The sequence below is a fragment of the Ruegeria sp. YTSA144 genome, assembly GCF_059610125.1.
This window is the reverse complement of sequence record NZ_JBXWNA010000004.1, coordinates 140,740-156,781: the sequence shown is the minus strand read 5'-3', so window position 1 is coordinate 156,781 and position 16,042 is coordinate 140,740. Positions and strand designations below refer to the sequence as shown.

At 55.3% G+C, this 16,042-nt stretch carries 15 protein-coding genes and 1 tRNA gene; 8 read left to right on the top strand and 8 right to left on the bottom strand.

Going from position 1 to position 16,042, the window contains the following annotated elements:
• The first annotated feature begins 155 nt into the window (after positions 1-155).
• Positions 156-1,175, top strand: coding sequence for an AraC family transcriptional regulator (locus AC2FF8_RS11205; RefSeq protein ID WP_257601394.1), 1,020 nt, complete (start codon positions 156-158; stop codon positions 1,173-1,175).
• A gap of 194 nt (positions 1,176-1,369) precedes the next feature.
• A complete protein-coding gene (locus AC2FF8_RS11200) occupies positions 1,370-2,548 on the top strand; it encodes an acyl-CoA dehydrogenase family protein (protein WP_496879713.1) in 1,179 nt (392 codons plus the stop codon).
• Positions 2,549-2,723: 175 nt separating this feature from the next.
• Here the strand turns inward: AC2FF8_RS11200 and AC2FF8_RS11195 are convergent, their stop codons facing one another.
• From AC2FF8_RS11195 to AC2FF8_RS11170, 6 genes are read right to left on the bottom strand one after another with little or no spacing between them, the layout of a single operon-like run.
• Positions 2,724-3,662 (bottom strand): HAD-IIA family hydrolase, encoded by a 939-nt coding sequence (locus AC2FF8_RS11195; RefSeq protein ID WP_170345393.1) that lies wholly within the window; start codon positions 3,660-3,662, stop codon positions 2,724-2,726.
• Positions 3,626-4,441, bottom strand: a complete 816-nt coding sequence (gene phnE / locus AC2FF8_RS11190) for a phosphonate ABC transporter, permease protein PhnE (RefSeq protein WP_170345392.1) — start codon at positions 4,439-4,441, stop codon at positions 3,626-3,628. Before phnE (AC2FF8_RS11190) ends, AC2FF8_RS11195 begins: the two co-directional genes overlap by 37 nt.
• Positions 4,441-5,256 carry a phosphonate ABC transporter, permease protein PhnE gene (gene phnE, locus AC2FF8_RS11185; protein ID WP_152457392.1) on the bottom strand — a complete coding sequence of 272 codons (816 nt, stop codon included), beginning with the start codon at positions 5,254-5,256 and terminating at the stop codon, positions 4,441-4,443. The genes phnE (AC2FF8_RS11190) and phnE (AC2FF8_RS11185) overlap by 1 nt, the downstream gene beginning before the upstream one ends.
• Positions 5,253-6,047, bottom strand: a complete 795-nt coding sequence (gene phnC / locus AC2FF8_RS11180) for a phosphonate ABC transporter ATP-binding protein (protein ID WP_170345391.1) — start codon at positions 6,045-6,047, stop codon at positions 5,253-5,255. Before phnC ends, phnE (AC2FF8_RS11185) begins: the two co-directional genes overlap by 4 nt.
• Positions 6,048-6,107: 60 nt before the next feature.
• Positions 6,108-7,082 (bottom strand): phosphate/phosphite/phosphonate ABC transporter substrate-binding protein, encoded by a 975-nt coding sequence (gene phnD, locus AC2FF8_RS11175; protein WP_170345390.1) that lies wholly within the window; start codon positions 7,080-7,082, stop codon positions 6,108-6,110.
• Positions 7,083-7,140: 58 nt separating this feature from the next.
• Entirely contained in the window at positions 7,141-7,950 is an 810-nt protein-coding gene (locus AC2FF8_RS11170; RefSeq protein ID WP_496879712.1) for a DeoR/GlpR family DNA-binding transcription regulator, read from the bottom strand.
• A gap of 245 nt (positions 7,951-8,195) precedes the next feature.
• On the opposite strand from AC2FF8_RS11170, the gene AC2FF8_RS11165 reads away from it, so the two are divergent.
• The 5 genes from AC2FF8_RS11165 to AC2FF8_RS11145 are packed head-to-tail and all read left to right on the top strand — an operon-like array spanning position 8,196 to position 13,600.
• Positions 8,196-8,660 carry an NUDIX hydrolase gene (locus AC2FF8_RS11165; protein WP_496879711.1) on the top strand — a complete coding sequence of 155 codons (465 nt, stop codon included), beginning with the start codon at positions 8,196-8,198 and terminating at the stop codon, positions 8,658-8,660.
• 57 nt (positions 8,661-8,717) lie between these two features.
• Positions 8,718-9,743 (top strand): ABC transporter substrate-binding protein, encoded by a 1,026-nt coding sequence (locus AC2FF8_RS11160; protein WP_257600964.1) that lies wholly within the window; start codon positions 8,718-8,720, stop codon positions 9,741-9,743.
• Positions 9,744-11,960 (top strand): ABC transporter permease, encoded by a 2,217-nt coding sequence (locus tag AC2FF8_RS11155; RefSeq protein ID WP_496879710.1) that lies wholly within the window; start codon positions 9,744-9,746, stop codon positions 11,958-11,960.
• The gene (locus tag AC2FF8_RS11150; RefSeq protein ID WP_257600966.1) at positions 11,957-13,027 is read left to right on the top strand and encodes an ABC transporter ATP-binding protein; all 1,071 of its coding nucleotides are present in this window, start codon (positions 11,957-11,959) and stop codon (positions 13,025-13,027) included. Before AC2FF8_RS11155 ends, AC2FF8_RS11150 begins: the two co-directional genes overlap by 4 nt.
• Complete coding sequence (locus tag AC2FF8_RS11145) at positions 13,028-13,600, top strand: histidine phosphatase family protein (RefSeq protein WP_496879709.1); 573 nt, start codon at positions 13,028-13,030, stop codon at positions 13,598-13,600.
• Here AC2FF8_RS11145 and AC2FF8_RS11140 read toward each other — a convergent pair.
• A complete protein-coding gene (locus AC2FF8_RS11140) occupies positions 13,597-14,388 on the bottom strand; it encodes an inositol monophosphatase family protein (protein ID WP_496879708.1) in 792 nt (263 codons plus the stop codon). The two genes, AC2FF8_RS11145 and AC2FF8_RS11140, sit on opposite strands and share 4 nt — an antisense overlap.
• A 316-nt stretch (positions 14,389-14,704) precedes the next feature.
• Positions 14,705-14,789 (bottom strand) — tRNA-Leu (locus tag AC2FF8_RS11135).
• 731 nt (positions 14,790-15,520) lie between these two features.
• On the opposite strand from AC2FF8_RS11135, the gene AC2FF8_RS11130 reads away from it, so the two are divergent.
• Entirely contained in the window at positions 15,521-16,042 is a 522-nt protein-coding gene (locus tag AC2FF8_RS11130) for a hypothetical protein (RefSeq protein ID WP_254439997.1), read from the top strand.

Sequence of the window (16,042 nt, the reverse complement as noted above, 5' to 3'; positions counted from 1 at the left end):
CACAGCGATATTCGATGACCGGTGCGGCGAACAGGGGCGCTAGCCCTCTGAATTGAGTTCAAGCAGAGCGTTGTTTGATGAAGACATCGACAATCCACCATCTGCACGCGCCGTGTTTCATCTCGACCGGAATTGGTGATACCTCCTTGCACGTCATGACCAATGTCGCACCAACGATCCTTTCCACGGTTTCCAGCCAGTTTATCGATGACTGGCTGACGGCATTGCGTACGCTATGCCCCGAGGCTCAGATGGCATCGCTTCTCGGCCGGTCGGGTTTGGTCGCGGATACGCGTCACCCTCATGGTCGCGTCACGCTGGATCAGATCGTATGTCTCTATCAACTTGCCGCAGTTGAGACCGGTGATGAGATGATGGGGCTTTGGAGCCGCCCAATCCGACCGAGGGCCCTGCAACATCTTTTGACGACAGTCCGGGAAGCCACGTCACTTTCATCGGCACTTTATCGCTTTTCGACCTTCTGGAACTTGTTGCTGGATGACTACCAGTTTGATCTGGATGACGCCGATAACATGTTGGTGCTTACCCTGAAGCCACGGGGCGCGGCTCAAGTTCAGCGATTCGGGCATATGCTGATACTCAAACTTGCCCACGGGCTCATGTCTTGGCTGGCGGGGCATGAAGTTCCGGTCAGGGGCGTCGATTTCGTGTTTGACCGCCCCGACTTTGATCAGGATTACGCGGTCATCTTTCCGGCGCCGCTACGGTTTGGCCAAGGCGCCACCGCGATTTCGTTCGATCCGAATGCACTGGGTCCAGTGCAGGCGCGCAGCACATCTGATCTTGACCGGTTTTTGCAAAACGCGCCCCGAGACTGGATCTTCACCAGTTCGCGAGAGCACACCCAATCGCTGCGGGTGCGCACATATCTGGGTCAAACGGGCTGGGGCGCGGCAACCCTGACCCAGACAGCGTCCGCGATGCACATGACCCCGCGCACCCTGATCCGCAGGCTGCATGCGGATGGAACATCGTTTCAGGCCATCAAGGATGCCCTGCGGCGTGACATCGCAATCCGTGATCTTCAGGCGGGGCGCAAAAGCGTTGAGGCCATCGCCCATGATGTCGGATTTTCCTCGGCCGCAAACTTTCACCGGGCCTTTCAACGCTGGACCGGCAGCACGCCCAGCTCGTATCGCAGGACGAATATCTGAGACGCGCTTTTTGTCACTTTTGGACAATACCCTGTCACCACGCGAGATAGAGCAAAGAAGTTTCTCCTGCTAAATATTGCGCAATACATGGCGTTCTCACCTGACTCTCCTCTGGAAGCTTGACCCGCTGCCTGCTCAGCAGGTGCTGAAGTGTGGCGTCATGTGAAAAGAGCCGCTCACAAAAGGACCGACCAATGTCAGACAAACTCGCCATCATACTCCAAGCCGCACGCGACCACGCCGAGCAGGTCATCCTGCCCAATGTGGACGCCTGGAACGCCGCAAAGACATGGCCCCGTGATGCGTCTGACAAGGCCGGGGCCGCTGGCCTGACGGGGCTCTACGCCCCCGAAGAGTTTGGCGGGCAGGCCTTGCCGCTGTCCGAGGGCATTCAGGTCTACGAACAGCTGGGGCTCGGAGATGGCGCTTATGCCTTTGCCCTGTCGATGCACAACATCTGTACCTTCGCGGGCTGCGGCTATGGCACGGATGCCTTCAAGGAAAAGTGGGCGCGGGATCTGACCTCGGGCCGCAAGCTGGCGAACTTTGCCCTGACCGAACCGCAATCGGGGTCGGACGCAACAAACATGTATTCGCGCGCCGTGATCAATGGTGACGGCACATGGACGATCCGCGGCGCGAAAGCATGGGTCAGCCTGGCGACCGAAGCTGATATCTATTTCACCGTGGTTAAGACCAGTGACGCACCCGGCCACAAGGATATGGCGATGATCGCCATTCCCGCCGACGCACCGGGCCTCAGCTTTGGGCCGCTTTATGATACCCCGTCCTACAACTTCCTGCCCTTGGCCGAGATGTACATGGACAAAGTGGTGGTGAGCGAAGACAACATCATCCTGCCCATTGGCCAGGGCCTGCAAGGCTCGCTCATGGCGATTGATATTGCCCGCGTTTCGATTGCGTCAGGATGCTGTGGATTGATGCAAGCTGCGCTGGATACGGCGCTGTCCTATTCCAAGAACCGCAAGATGTTTGGTGGCAAGAACCTCGATCTGGACGGGATCCAGTGGATGCTGGGCGAGGTTGCAACAGACCTTGAAGCCTCAAAGCTTCTCTACCGAAAGGCGGCAGAATCCCTTGGCACGCCCGAAGGTCCATTGATGGCCGCCCATGCGAAAAGGTTCGTGCCCGATGCCGCCGTGAAGGCTGCGAACACCTGTACGCAAGTGTTGGGTGGTGCGGGGCTGTTGCAGCCCTACGGTCTGGATCGTTTGTCCCGCCTTGCGCAAATGCTGCGGATCGTGGACGGGACGACGGAAATCAGCCGCGTGGTTATCGGGCGGGCCTTGCAAAAACGTGCGGCAACTCTGCCTGATCTGCCGGTGCCGAAAGGCTTTGGCGAGACCGACTGAATGTCCCACATCTGGCAGAACGGCGCCAATCGGAGATTCTGCGCAGACTTCAGCAAGATCGAAAGGCCAGCCGCATAAGTGCGGCCGGTTGCCTGAATGGTTGACCGTGGTGCTAGCTCGCCCTGAGCAATGTCGCGCAAAGCGTAAGAAGATTTGCTTTCTGACGACACTGACATCAAGGCCGGTTCAAAACAAAGTTCGGTGCTATCCCTGCCTTCATGATCGCTGCTTCAACATCATGCCCTGCGAAGAAACCGTATCCCGAGATGAGAGCGGAAGCTATGCCGGCTTCTCGTGCGCCCAGTATGTCGGTGTGAAGGCTGTCGCCAACCATCAGAACCCGGGGCTTGTCGATGTGCCCGAGACGTTGGAAAGCAATATCATAGATATTGGCGAAAGGCTTTCCAAAAAACTGAGGGGCGACGCCTGTCCGGTCTGCCAGCCGATGCGCGTAAAGACCGGGTTCTTTGGAAAAACCATACTCGCGCGGAGCGACAATGTCAGGGTTGCCGACCAATACCGGGCGGGGGCGCTCCAGCAAAGCGGCCTCCAACATGGCTTGTCGCGATTCAGTCCAAACCGCCGACCCGATCAGCAAAAAACCGTCGACGGTTTCGTAGGGCTTCGGATCGTCCTCCAGATAGGATAGTTTCAGCCCCTCCAGATCGCGAAGGCCGGCACTGGGGGTCGCCATCAATCCCCAATGCAACTCACTTTGGCCGTTTAGTTCAGACAACAATGTGACCCGGCTGGTGATCACGTCTTGTGGGGCGAAATCGTAACCAAGCCTCGTGTACTTCTCCAGTAGAGTTGCGTGGGGAAACCCAGCGGCATTCGACACAACCAGAACACGTTTTCCGGCGGCTTTCAGCGACCTGACCCGATCCGGCGTGCCCGGGATTGCCGTATCACCAATATTGAGAACCCCGAAAGCATCGAGGAGGAACACGTCAAACTCATGAGCTATGTCCTCCAGCGTGTCCGCCTGGCGATAGCTCAATTCAGTAGATCTGGTTTGCGGCAGGCGATGTCGTACAGCCTCGTAGGCGTCAAAAGCATCTTGCACAGAGAAACCGGTCAAATGATGGCCCCTCGTACTTTCGCCGAAACCCATTCGCTGATCATAACGGCGACCAGAATTACAATCAGGATCAGGCTGACTTGCGGCCATGCCAGAACGTTGAGCGAAGCTGAAAGTTGCAACCCGATGCCTCCGGCCCCAACCAGCCCAAGCACCGTGGACTCGCGGATGTTGATATCCCAACGGAAAACGGCAATGCCTGCAAACGCGGGCAGGATTTGCGGTACGATCCCATAGGCCATGACCTGCCAGCGTGAAGCACCGGTCGCCGCGATTGCTTCGACCTGCGCGTGATCAATTTCCTCAATCGCTTCGTAAAGAAGCTTTGCGCAAAACCCGATTGAACGAATGGCGATTGCTATGACACCGGCGAACACACCGGGACCAATAATCGCGATCAGAAGAAGCGCCCAGATCAACGAGTTGATGGAGCGGGTCGAGACAATGACCAATAGCGCAATCGGCCGGATGAACAGAGCGGACGGCGTGGTGTTGCGGGCCGCCAAAAAGGCGACGGGGACTGCCATGCACAGGGCGATGATTGTACCCAGGGTGGCGATATTTAGCGTGTCCCAAATCGGGCGACCCAACTGGGTGATGTACTCCCATTTAGGAGGCGTTGCCCGGGTCCATATATCATTGGCGATGCGGGGCGCGTCCCAGACGAAAAACCAAGTGGTCGATTCCGAGATCAGCTGCCAGCAGTAAACAAAGATCGCCGCGCCCAACAGCCAGCCGAACCAACGGACCAAGCTCTGACCTGTTGTCCGGCGACGCCAGATTTGCGCATCGTCGCGTTCAAGTATTGGCATTACTGAACCCTCGCTCGTATAATTCCCGAAAGGTATTCAAGAGCCATCACGATGCCGATGATAAGAATGAGAATGGCTGCCGCGGTGTCGTATTCATAGCGGTCGAATGCGGTGTTCAAAGTCGCGCCAATTCCACCAGCCCCCACAAGCCCGAGGATCGCGCTTTCCCGGAAGTTGATGTCGATCCGATACATGGAAAGGCCCACAAGTCGCGGCATCACCTGCGGCTGAACTCCATAGTTGATCCATTGTGGCCAACGCGCTCCAGAGGCCTTGATCGCCTCGGCCTGAACCTTGTCCATGGCTTCGATATCTTCGGCCAGCAGTTTCGAGAGAAATCCGATGGTGGCGAAGGAAAGCGTCAGAAATCCAGCGAGCGGGCCAAAGCCGAAGATCGCCACAAGCAATATGGCAACGATAATCTCTTGCAATGCCCGACTTATCGCAACAATGCCTCGGCAAATCATGTAGATTGGCAATGGCGCGATATTGCGTGCAGCCCCCAGCCCAATCGGGATCGATATCAGGATACCTACGACCGACGCGGCCACGGTCATGACGATACTTTCCAGAAGGCCGCTCCAAATATCTGACCACCGTGAAATGAAGTCCGGGCTGGTGAATGCAAGCACAAACGCCCAACCCCGATCCAGCCCTTCATAGACACGGCCCCAATCGACCTCGATGGTCATAAAGGCTGCGATCAGGTAGGCGAAAAAACCAAGAAGCAATGCCCAGCGGAGCACTGGGTTCTTGACAAAGGCAGGCTTACGCCAGCCTTTTCCCAGCATGTCGTCCAGTTCTCGATGGCTCATTCTGCGGCCTCGACATCTTCATCTTCGTCCACTTTTTCGATGGTTGCTTCCCAGTCCTCTTCCCCATAGATCTCGGTCAGCTTCTCAGGGGTAAGGCCGGTGGGAAGTCCATCATACACAATTTCGCCAAAGCGGAGTCCCACGACGCGGGGAACAAACATCTGAGCGAGCGCCACATCATGGATATTGATGATGGCCGCCAATCCGCGTTCCTGACATAACTCGGTGATCAGCCGCATGATTTGACGGCTGGTCTTTGGGTCCAGCGACGCAGTTGGCTCATCGACCAGCAACAGTTTCGGGTTCTGTATCAAGGCGCGGCAGATGCCCACCCTCTGGCGTTGACCACCCGACAGTTCATCCGCCCGTTTATCCGCCATGTGCAACAGCCCCACCCGATCGAGCAAGCGGAAGGCTTCGTCCACATCCGACTGCGGATACCGCCGCAGAAAACTGCGCCAGAACCCTACATAACCCAGCCTGCCGGACAATACGTTTTCCATCACCGTAAGGCGTTCGACCAAAGCATATTCCTGAAAGATCATGCCCATTTGGCGGCGCACTTTCCGCAGCGCACCCGAGCCGAGTTTGGTCACGTCTACGTCATCCAGAAGGACACCGCCGCTGGTCGGTTCAACCAACCGGTTGACACAGCGGATCATGGTCGATTTGCCCGCGCCCGAGGGCCCGATCAACGCAAGAACCTGTCCTTTTGGAACCTCAAGATCAATCGCCTTCAGCGCCTGATCTCCGGTCTTGTATGTTTTTGTCAGCTTTTGAAGACGCAGCATGAAATGCCCCAGATTAGGGTGAAGAGCGGGCCCTTTCAGGCCCGCCGGATGAGCCGGAAGTTACTGGCAGGCGTAAGAGACGCCATTTGCTGCGTCAATTTTACGAATGACGTCCCAGAATTCCTGATAGGTCATCTCGAGGAATTGGCCTTCGTTCGATTTCGAGAACTCCGCCTCCAGAGTCGTGCCTTCCCAGTCGAAACTGAAAAACGCATTGCGGATCTTTTCCTGCAACTCGGGCGTCAGGTTGTAGACGGTGCCAAACCCTGTGGTCGGGAAGGTCTGCGACTTGTAGATCGTAATGACATCATCTTCCTTGATCACATCGCGCGAGATCATCCGGGACTTGACGGAATTCGCAATTGAGGCCGCCAGGTAGTCCTTGTTGGCGACACCCAGAATCGAGTTGTCGTGCTTGCCCGAGTAGACAGGTTCGAAATCGCGTTCGGGCAGAAGATCAAAATCGCTTTTCAGGATCGCCGAGGGCGCTTTGAATCCCGAGTTGGATGTAGGCGATGTGAAAGCCAATTGCTTTCCCTTGATGTCTTCGACCTTTTCGATGCCCGAACCCGGATAGGTGATGATCTCCATCTCGTAACCAAAATTTCCGTCCTTCGAAGCCATGATCGTGAACGGACGGAACCCGGCGCAGTTTACCGCAAGTGGGTTGGACCCGGTGTTGAAGCCTGCAATATGCAAACGGCCCGAACGCATCGCCTCGATCTGGGCCGCGTTGTTCTGGACTGGAAAAAAGACGACATCCTTGCCAGTTTCCGCTTTCAAATGGTCAAGAAAGTCTGACCAAGCAGTTTTGTATACGGCGGGGTCTTCAACCGGCGTATAGGCAAAAATCAAAGTGTCCGGATCTATCTGCTCGGAAGGGTCCGTGGGGATATCCGCGATCAAATCCCCGTCGGCATCACAAAAACGCTCGTCCAAGTCACCGCGTGGACAATCCTGCGCCGACGCCGTTCCACTTATCGACATGAGCGCGATTGCAGATGCCCCAAGCAATAGTTTGATATCAATCTTCATGTTTTCCTCCCAGTCATGTGCGGTGCTTTTTGTCCGCCGTTAATCAGTCATTTCACATCTACCCGGCAACGAGAACGTCGACCCCGGCGCCCTCAATAGCGTTACGCAATTCTCCTGTTGGTTTTTTGTCCGTGATTATCGAATCCAGGTCACTAAGGTCTCCTACCTGAGACAGGTCTTTCCGGCCGAATTTCCCGGAATCAACAAGAAGGTGCCGTTTCTCGGCTCGCGTCAGCATCACCCTTTTTACTGCCGCAAAGCCCCGCACTGTTTCTGAAGGGCCATCCGTCGAAAACCCCGAGGAACCGATCATGCACCTGTCGACGTTGAAACGGGACAGAAATTCCAGCGTCTCGGTTCCGATCGTTGCGGACTCAGTAGCCAAAAATTCCCCTGGGCATAACAGCACTTGTGCAGCCCCATGGCCAAGGGTCATAGCTACGGGAATGGAATTGGTGATTACCGTGCAAGCGGTATCATTATAAGCCAGTTCACGTGCCATTTCGATTGTGGTCGAGCCGGAATCGATCATGACCGTTTCACCACTCTGGATCAGTTCTGCCGCTGTGGCGCCTATCCGTTCGCGTTCCTCAACCTGAGCGTTTGTTCGTTCATCCAGACCCGGATAGTGCCCTTGCGCGGCGGCCGACGCCCCCCCGTGTGCCCGCGCTATCAAGCCGTCATTCGACAGCGCATCGAAATCTCTGCGTACCGTCTCGGTGGAGACGTTGAACCGCTGTGCAAGTTCATTGATGCGAACGTGCGGGCGCAGCTTCAGTTCCAGCAATATCTGTTGGCGCCGGTCGGACTTCTTTACCCGGCTTTGGTTCTTTTCAGACATTCTGCCGCGCGTTTTAGTTTTGGACATCCGACGACCCGACTTGGCTTCGAAACCTACTTTTGTGGGCTTTCGGTCATAATGCAATATTTTTTGTTGCATAACCCACGGAAGGTTGTGAGAATTCGAGCGAACACAAGTATTTCCAAGCGCAAAGCAAAGGTGCACAGACTGACCAAATTCAGAATACGAGCCAAGGCAAAGCGTTAACCGGCCAAATTTGCCAATAAGACAGCTTTCTTTTGGTTTCTGGTCGTGTGGCATTGAGGAGCAGCATGGGCGACAGCGAAACGGCAGATCAGATTGCGGCGCTTCCGATGCGCTGGGACAAGACTGGCAAGTTGCGCGTTCTTATGGTCACTTCGCGGGATACCGGCCGGTGGGTTATCCCGAAAGGATGGCTAATGGACGGCAAAGAACCATGGCATGCCGCCGAAATCGAAGCGCAAGAAGAAGCAGGCGCTGTCGGCACCATTTCGAAACAGCCCATCGGTCATTTTTACTATGATAAACGATACGAGGGGCGAAGCAGCGTTCGCTGCCGCGTTACTCTTTATCCCCTGGCCGTCGAAAAGCTGAAGCGACACTGGAAGGAAGAAAGTGAACGCACACGTCACTGGTTTTCGCCGGCAAAGGCCGCAAAGTTGGTTCAAGAAAGAGACCTGTCAGACTTGCTGAACAATCTGACAGACGATCCAGAAGTCAAAATTGTCATAAAGAAACTTCGAAAGGCTGCATGAGGAAGGGCATGAAAGAACCGGGAAACCCGGACGCATCAAGCTCAAAGGGAGGAAAAAATGAGGAAACTGATATCCACCACGGTTGGATCGGTGATCGCTCTGGCTGCGTCACTGTCGGCGGCACAGGCCGATAAACTGACACTTTACTGTTCGGCGCAAGAAGATTGGTGCCAACTGATGGCGCGCAGCTTTGAAGATGCCACGGGCATCGACGTCAACATGACGCGGAAGTCGTCAGGTGAAACTTTTGCACAAATACGCGCCGAAAGCTCGAACCCGAAAGGGGACGTTTGGTGGGGCGGTACGGGTGATCCGCATTTGCAGGCCGCCGAAGAGGGCCTGACGATGGAATACATTTCGCCGATGCGCGACCAGCTTCATGATTGGGCGATATCCCAGGCAGAAAGCGCGGGAAACCGAACGATCGGCATCTATTCGGGCGCACTTGGCTACGGCTACAATTCCGATCTTATCGCTGCCAACAACCTGCCCGAACCGGCCTGCTGGAAAGATCTGCTGAAGCCCGAATACAAGGGCCACGTTCAGATGGCGAACCCGAACTCATCGGGTACGGCCTATACCACGCTGGCGTCGATGGTGCAGATCTTCGGCGAGGATGAAGGTTTTGAGTTTATGAAAGGTCTGCATTCGAACATCAACCAATATACCAAGTCCGGGTCCGCGCCGATCAAGGCCGCCGGTCGGGGTGAGAACACCATTGGTATCGTCTTCATGCATGACGCCGTGAAGCAGGCCGTTTCAGGATTCCCGATTAAGGTCGTCGCGCCATGCGAGGGCACGGGATACGAAATCGGCTCGATGTCGATTATCAAAGGGGCGCGCAACGAAGAAGAGGCGAAAAAGTTCTATGACTGGGCGCTGTCTCCAGAAGCTCAGAACCTTGCTCTTCAGGTCAACGCGTTTCAGGTACCGTCGAACAAGAACGCAAAAACTTCGGAGAGCGCGCCAGACATGAGCCAGATCAAGCTGATTGATTATGACTTCAAAAAGTATGGTTCCTCAGACGAACGGAAGCGTCTGTTGCAGAAATGGGACGAAGAGGTTTCGACTCTGCCGCAGTAAATGACTGACCGAACTTCAAAAACGACCCATCCGGTCCTGATCTTCTGGATCACGGCCGGGTGGGTCGGATTCTGCCTGTTGCCTTGGTATATGGTCGACGGCGGCCTTTGGTCGTTCGAGTGGCTTTTGGACGGCTACCCATTCGATGAGGATTACGCGCCCGCTGCATTTTTGATCGGGCAGGGCGAAAAACTTTGGCTCGCGCCGCTCCTGATCGCACTGGCCCTGCCGCTTCTGGTGTTGAAGCGCACCAAATCTGATCCAGTTTACGCCCGCATACTGATCCTGTCAGGGGCGCTTGGCTTTGGCTGGCTGATCGCTCAGGGGTTCAGCATTGGCATCAGAGGTTTCAACTTCAACTGGTTGGAGGCGATGTTTGGCGAACTGGGCGACCGTCAGTTCGGCATGGGCTATGGCGCGATGATGTGCGCCTCAAGCTTTTTGTTCCTGCTGACTCAGGGGATCGCGGCAAGGGGTGCCATTAACGGTGACGTCTTTGTCGTAAGCGCCATCGGCGGCGTGATTACAATCGTTACCGCGTTTGTCTTCTTCCCCATCGCCAAGATGCTTTTCGCTGCTTTCATCACCGAAGACGGCGCATATTCCATTGCGGTTTTCTTCTCGAAGTTTTTCGATGATCGACTGTGGGGCCTGGGGTGTTTTCATGGCGCCCGATGCGGTGCGGCCTGGAACTCACTTTTCCTTGCCATCCTCGTTGGCTTCATCACAACGATCCTCGGCCTATGTTTCGCGTTGGTCGTGACGCGTTCGGGTTTCCGCTACAAGCGCGCGTTGCGGGCTCTGACCGTTCTGCCCATAATCACCCCGCCATTCGTGATCGGCCTGGCGCTGATCCTGCTTTTTGGCCTGTCCGGGTCCGTCACCCGGTTCTTTGCCGAACTGTTCGGCACGCAGCCGACACGCTGGCTGTATGGAATGCCGGGCATCCTGATCGCGCAGACACTCGCGTTTACGCCAATTGCCTTTCTTGTTCTGATCGGTGTGGTTGAAGGTGTCTCTCCGTCGATGGAAGAAGCGGCGCAAACGCTCCGCGCCAACAGATGGCAGACATTCAAAACGGTTTCCTTGCCCCTGATGCGGCCTGGTCTTGCGAACGCATTTCTTCTGGGTTTCATCGAAAGTATGGCCGATTTCGGAAATCCGCTTGTATTGGGCGGGAATTTCGACGTGCTTTCGACCGAGATATTCTTTGCCATCGTCGGCGCTCAGTACGATCAGGGCAGGGCCGCGGTTCTGGCCATGGTGCTGCTGTTCTTTACTCTTTCCGCCTTTTACGCGCAGCGTGTCTGGCTGGGGAAGAAAAGCTATACAACCGTCACCGGCAAAGGGGATGCCGGCGTTCATCCACTGATGCCCACTGGCCTTTCTGCTCCGGTACTGCTCATCGCTCTGGGCTGGGCGCTGTTCACGATTGTTGTCTACGCGATGATCATTTACGGCAGTGTTGTCGAGCTGTGGGGCGTCGATAATTCGCTGACGATCAAACACTACATCACTGCATTCTCGGTGCGCTTCGAAGACGAGGGAATTCGCTGGACCGGAGCCGCTTGGGACAGTTTCTGGACCACCATAACCATCGCGGCCATTGCTGCCCCATTGACTGCCGCCGTTGGTCTGGTGACCGCTTACCTGCTGACAAGACAAAGTTTTGCAGGCAAGAACGCTTTCGAATTTGGAACAATGCTCTCCTTCGCCATCCCCGGGACAGTGATCGGCGTCAGCTACATCCTGGCCTTCAACGTTCCGCCAATTGAAATCACGGGTACGGGTGTCATTCTCGTTGTCAGCTTCATCTTCCGCAACATGCCGGTTGGCGTTCGTGCGGGGATCGCGAGCATGTCGCAGCTTGACCGCAGCCTGGATGAATCCTCGCTGACCCTAGGTGCAAACTCGTGGCAGACGTTCCGAAACATCATTCTGCCGCTGTTGCGCCCTGCGATACTTGCTGCGCTTGTTTACAGCTTTGTGCGCGCCATGACGGCGATCTCGGCCGTCATCTTTCTGGTCAGTGCAGAATATGACATGGCGACCAGCTACATCATCGGTCGGGTCGAGAACAACGACTATGGCCTTGCGATCGCCTATTCGACGACGCTGATCTTCGTGATGCTCGCGGCGGTCGGCTTTTTGCAACTTCTCGTCGGTCGGGTCCAGATTGGTCGACGCACGCAGCACGGAACGGAGACATCGCCATGACCGACACCAAAATCGGTTCCAAGGCTGCCCCAGTACGCTTTGAGAACGTGTCGAAAGTGTTCGGCAAGGATGTCGTCGCCGTCGACAACATCGACCTGCACGTCGAGGCAGGAAAACTCGTCACACTGCTTGGCCCGTCAGGCTGTGGGAAAACAACGACTCTGCGCATGATTGCCGGGTTGGAAATGGCAAGCTCGGGCAAGATCCTGATCGGTGATCGGGACGTGACCAAATTGCCTGCCACCGACCGTGACGTATCCATGGTGTTCCAGTCATACGCGCTTTTCCCTCACATGAGCGTGCTGGAAAACGTGATGTATGGCCTCACTTTCTCGGGCTTTGCAAAGGATGAAGCCCGCAGCCGCGCTCTGAACGGGCTGGAACTTGTTGGTCTTCAGGGGTTCGACAACCGTCTTCCCTCTGAACTGTCAGGGGGTCAACAACAGCGTGTTGCAGTCGCCCGCGCGCTGGTTCTTGAGCCGCAGGTTCTGCTGTTCGACGAGCCGCTGTCCAATCTTGATGCCAAGCTTCGCCGTCAGGTGCGAGAGGATATTCGGGCTATCCAGCAAGATCTTGGTTTGACCGTTGTCTACGTGACCCACGATCAGGAGGAGGCACTGGCGGTCTCGGATGAGATTGTTGTCATGCGCAACGCAGCAATCGCCCAAATGGGCACACCACGCCAGCTTTATGATGCCCCGAACGACCGATTTGTTGCGGATTTCATAGGCGAGGCAAACCTTTTGGAATGCCAAATCGTCGATATCAATGGCGACGCGGCAACGATAGAAATAGAAGGGTATCGCCACACGCTACCACGTCGTGGATTGTCCGAAGGACCCGCGACCATCGCCGTGCGACCCTCTCGTCTGGTCATCGGCTCAGACCAAGGCATCCCAGCCACGGTGGCCAAGGCGACCTATGTTGGCGTTCGGATGGAATACACGCTGACCGGTGAATTCGGTCAGGTTTTTGCCGTTCACGATGACGTCGATGCGCCGCTGGATCCCGGCACCGAGATCAAAATGGGCTTTGCTGACAAAGGCCCCGTTCTTTTGCCGGATTAAATGCCGAAACTCATTATCATCTCGCACCCCGAGGTCGCAATCGATCCGGCCGTCCCGATAACCGAATGGGGCTTGAACACTGTGGGCCGCAAACGCGCTACTGCATTTGCATCCAGCGAAGTCTTGTCCAACGTGGCGCAAGTATGGACCAGCAGCGAGCGGAAGGCCCGCGAAACAGCTGAGATTCTTGCTGAACCACGAGCGCTACCCGTGAATTGCAACTTGGGCCTTGGTGAGAACGACCGCAGCGCAACCGGTTACTTGCCTCGGGACGATTTCGAGGCCGCAGCCGATGCTTTCTTTGCTCAGCCGGATAAGAGCTATCGTGGTTGGGAAACAGCTGTCGAGGCGCAGAGACGCATTCATCGAACAGTATCAGAGATAATCCAGTCGCATGATGCCGGGGATCTTGCAATCGTGACCCATGGGGCAGTGGGCACATTGCTTTGGTGCGCACTCTCGGATTGTTCGATAGACCGCACATACGACCAACCCTCACAAGGCCATTTCTGGCAGGCTGATCTGGCGACACTCAAACCTGATTCATGTTGGGTCGCCTGGCATAGGCGCTAAGCGTTCCAAGCGTTCTCTGCGATCTCACGCAACGTCTCGAATACATCTGGCGTGCCTGCGATCACGCGCCCGCCGTCTCGGATCATCGCATCCGCGTTCTGATCCTCCACAACGCCACCCGCCTCTGAGACCAGCAATTGCCCAGCCAGGCAATCCCAAGCATTCATGTGCTCCTCGACATAACCCAGAAGGCGCCCGGCCGCGACGTAAGCCAACGAAAGCGCTCCGCTGGCGTTTTTGTGAAACATCGCCCCGTGTTCGATCAGATCCTCGATCACAGGTAAAACATGACGGCTTTCAATCCGGTTCGAGTACCCTACGGCCACAGTTCCGTCGCGCAACGCCACTCCTGATGCGACGCGTATCGGTGATCCGTTGAGTGTCGCTGTTTCCCCGCGCGTTGCGACAAATGTTTCATCCATGTTCGGATCATGGATCACACCAATCTCCGTTTGGCCGTTGGTGACACCAGCCAGAACAATGGTCCATGCTGGAATACCATTCACGAAATTCGTGGTTCCATCGATTGGATCAATAACCCATTCAAAGCCACTCTCTCCCGTTGCCGCGCCATGTTCTTCACCGTAAACGCCATCTTTGGGCCAAGCCTCCGCGATCCTTTGACGAATGAAAGTCTCGACGTTCCTGTCTGCCTCGCTAACCCAGTCCTGAGCGCCTTTTTGATCAACGACAAGATTGACCCGATCTGCAAAGAGCTTTTTGGCCATTACCCCGGCCTGCTGGCAGACTTCGGTGGCAAAATCTCTGCGTTCTGAAAGTCGAGACATATGTGCTCCTTTTTCGGTTGGAGAGTTGCCAGCAACATTTTCTGGCGTATCCGATCTCTTCCGCGCCCAGAGTGCTGGGGCAGGGCATTCTGCTGATCAACTATGCTCCAGTAAGATACACTACGCCGGTTTCCAGGTTGCGAAAAGGCTCACTGGTTTTCCGTTTGACGTAGACTTGAAGCGCTTGAACCGTCGAAGCATTCAAAAAGCGCAAAAATCTCAAGTTGTTGAATTCAAAGGGGGACGAGTCTCAATAATTTGATCCCATTATTTTTGCATCTAAAATACGCATAATGATGATTATGGTAATTTTATTTGGTGCGGGTGGAGGGACTTGAACCCCCACGCCTTGCGGCGCCAGAACCTAAATCTGGTGCGTCTACCAATTTCGCCACACCCGCATCCAAGCGCATTAGCGCTGAATTGAAGCGGTCAATAACAAAGCTTGCATCGGAGTGCGAGAGGGAAAATTCGAGGAGTTCAAAGTTTGTGACTTGCCAAGCTGCCTGGTCGAAAACTGCAACCTGTTTTCGACCTTGTTGATACAGCAAGCAACAAAAAGGCCGCGAAACCAGAGGCGTCTGCCCCCCCCTTGCAACTGGTTTGCAAGCAGCTGTATGACATTGCTTTTCCGCTTTTGGGTCACAGGTTGACGCTCGGCACAGTCAAGCCGGTCAAAAACGCGCTAACGTTGAATAAACGCCAGAACTACAGGTCGAAACTTGTGCCTCCAAAAGTGGTGGAGAATCAGAGTTCAACGGACCAGAGTTGGTGCAGTCTGATCCGGAAAACTGTCGCAGACTGTGATGCTGGATCTGCCCGGGCACATGGCTCCATCCGCCAGATTCGGTGCTTTCAGAAAAGCCGCGCAACTTAAATATCTGTTTTTTTTGAAAGTATGAAGCCAACAGGCTTTCAACCCTCAATTCATTCGAGTGGACCTGAAAAGACATCAGCTTTGCCCTTTTGACTGTGCCGACTATGCCTGCATACAAGCTTGCCAGACGTTTCACTGTCTGTTCTGCCGCTTTGAAATACTCGCGTCGGTTGAGGCATTCTTATGCGAGGTCGACCACATTGCCGCCACAATTCAACCGCTAAAAAATCTTATTCGCGCCAAAATAACACCGCCTTGAAGGTACTTGTTGTTTATCAGGAGTTAATGAGTCTTTTTGCCACTTTGGCGCCGGTACGAGTATTTTTGCTCAACTCCAATACAAGGCTTTCTGCTGTGACCGATTTGAATCCCTCCGCTGCCGCCGAGCAAGAAGCCGTCTTCTTCGCTCGTGAGAGTTTCCTTGGTGAGCTCAAGACTCTGAATCGCGACCATCCGACCACAGGCTTTGGCATTTCCCTTCGAACGCATTCGGGTGAACATTATCTGCTTGCGAACGCCCGCATGCCGTTACCCGCCGCAAAATCCGAAGGTTTCCCGACCGGGCGCCGCGTTGCATGCCTCGAAAACGGCGACCGCTTCAGCTCGATCGAAGTTCTGGCCGATTCCAAATCGTACGAGACCATTTCACCCCGGGCCGAAGCCGAAATACTGGGCAATGCATTGGACCTGATCGCGCGAATCGACACTCTGACAAGCGTTCCGGCGGGGCGTGTTGCACACGAACCCCAAATTGCTGCAACGGGAACCGGAGGTTAA

Excerpts from the sequence above, each read along its gene's own strand:
- phnD (WP_170345390.1), bottom strand. The coding sequence starts at position 7,082 with ATGAAGATTGATATCAAACTATTGCTTGGGGCATCTGCAATCGCGCTC.
- AC2FF8_RS11160 (WP_257600964.1), top strand. The coding sequence starts at position 8,718 with ATGAGGAAACTGATATCCACCACGGTTGGATCGGTGATCGCTCTGGCT.
- AC2FF8_RS11155 (WP_496879710.1), top strand. The coding sequence starts at position 9,744 with ATGACTGACCGAACTTCAAAAACGACCCATCCGGTCCTGATCTTCTGG.
- AC2FF8_RS11205 (WP_257601394.1), top strand. The coding sequence starts at position 156 with ATGACCAATGTCGCACCAACGATCCTTTCCACGGTTTCCAGCCAGTTT.
- AC2FF8_RS11170 (WP_496879712.1), bottom strand. The coding sequence starts at position 7,950 with ATGTCCAAAACTAAAACGCGCGGCAGAATGTCTGAAAAGAACCAAAGC.
- AC2FF8_RS11145 (WP_496879709.1), top strand. The coding sequence starts at position 13,028 with ATGCCGAAACTCATTATCATCTCGCACCCCGAGGTCGCAATCGATCCG.
- AC2FF8_RS11195 (WP_170345393.1), bottom strand. The coding sequence starts at position 3,662 with ATGGGTTTCGGCGAAAGTACGAGGGGCCATCATTTGACCGGTTTCTCT.
- phnE (WP_170345392.1), bottom strand. The coding sequence starts at position 4,441 with ATGCCAATACTTGAACGCGACGATGCGCAAATCTGGCGTCGCCGGACA.
- phnC (WP_170345391.1), bottom strand. The coding sequence starts at position 6,047 with ATGCTGCGTCTTCAAAAGCTGACAAAAACATACAAGACCGGAGATCAG.
- phnE (WP_152457392.1), bottom strand. The coding sequence starts at position 5,256 with ATGAGCCATCGAGAACTGGACGACATGCTGGGAAAAGGCTGGCGTAAG.
- AC2FF8_RS11200 (WP_496879713.1), top strand. The coding sequence starts at position 1,370 with ATGTCAGACAAACTCGCCATCATACTCCAAGCCGCACGCGACCACGCC.
- AC2FF8_RS11165 (WP_496879711.1), top strand. The coding sequence starts at position 8,196 with ATGGGCGACAGCGAAACGGCAGATCAGATTGCGGCGCTTCCGATGCGC.
- AC2FF8_RS11140 (WP_496879708.1), bottom strand. The coding sequence starts at position 14,388 with ATGTCTCGACTTTCAGAACGCAGAGATTTTGCCACCGAAGTCTGCCAG.
- AC2FF8_RS11150 (WP_257600966.1), top strand. The coding sequence starts at position 11,957 with ATGACCGACACCAAAATCGGTTCCAAGGCTGCCCCAGTACGCTTTGAG.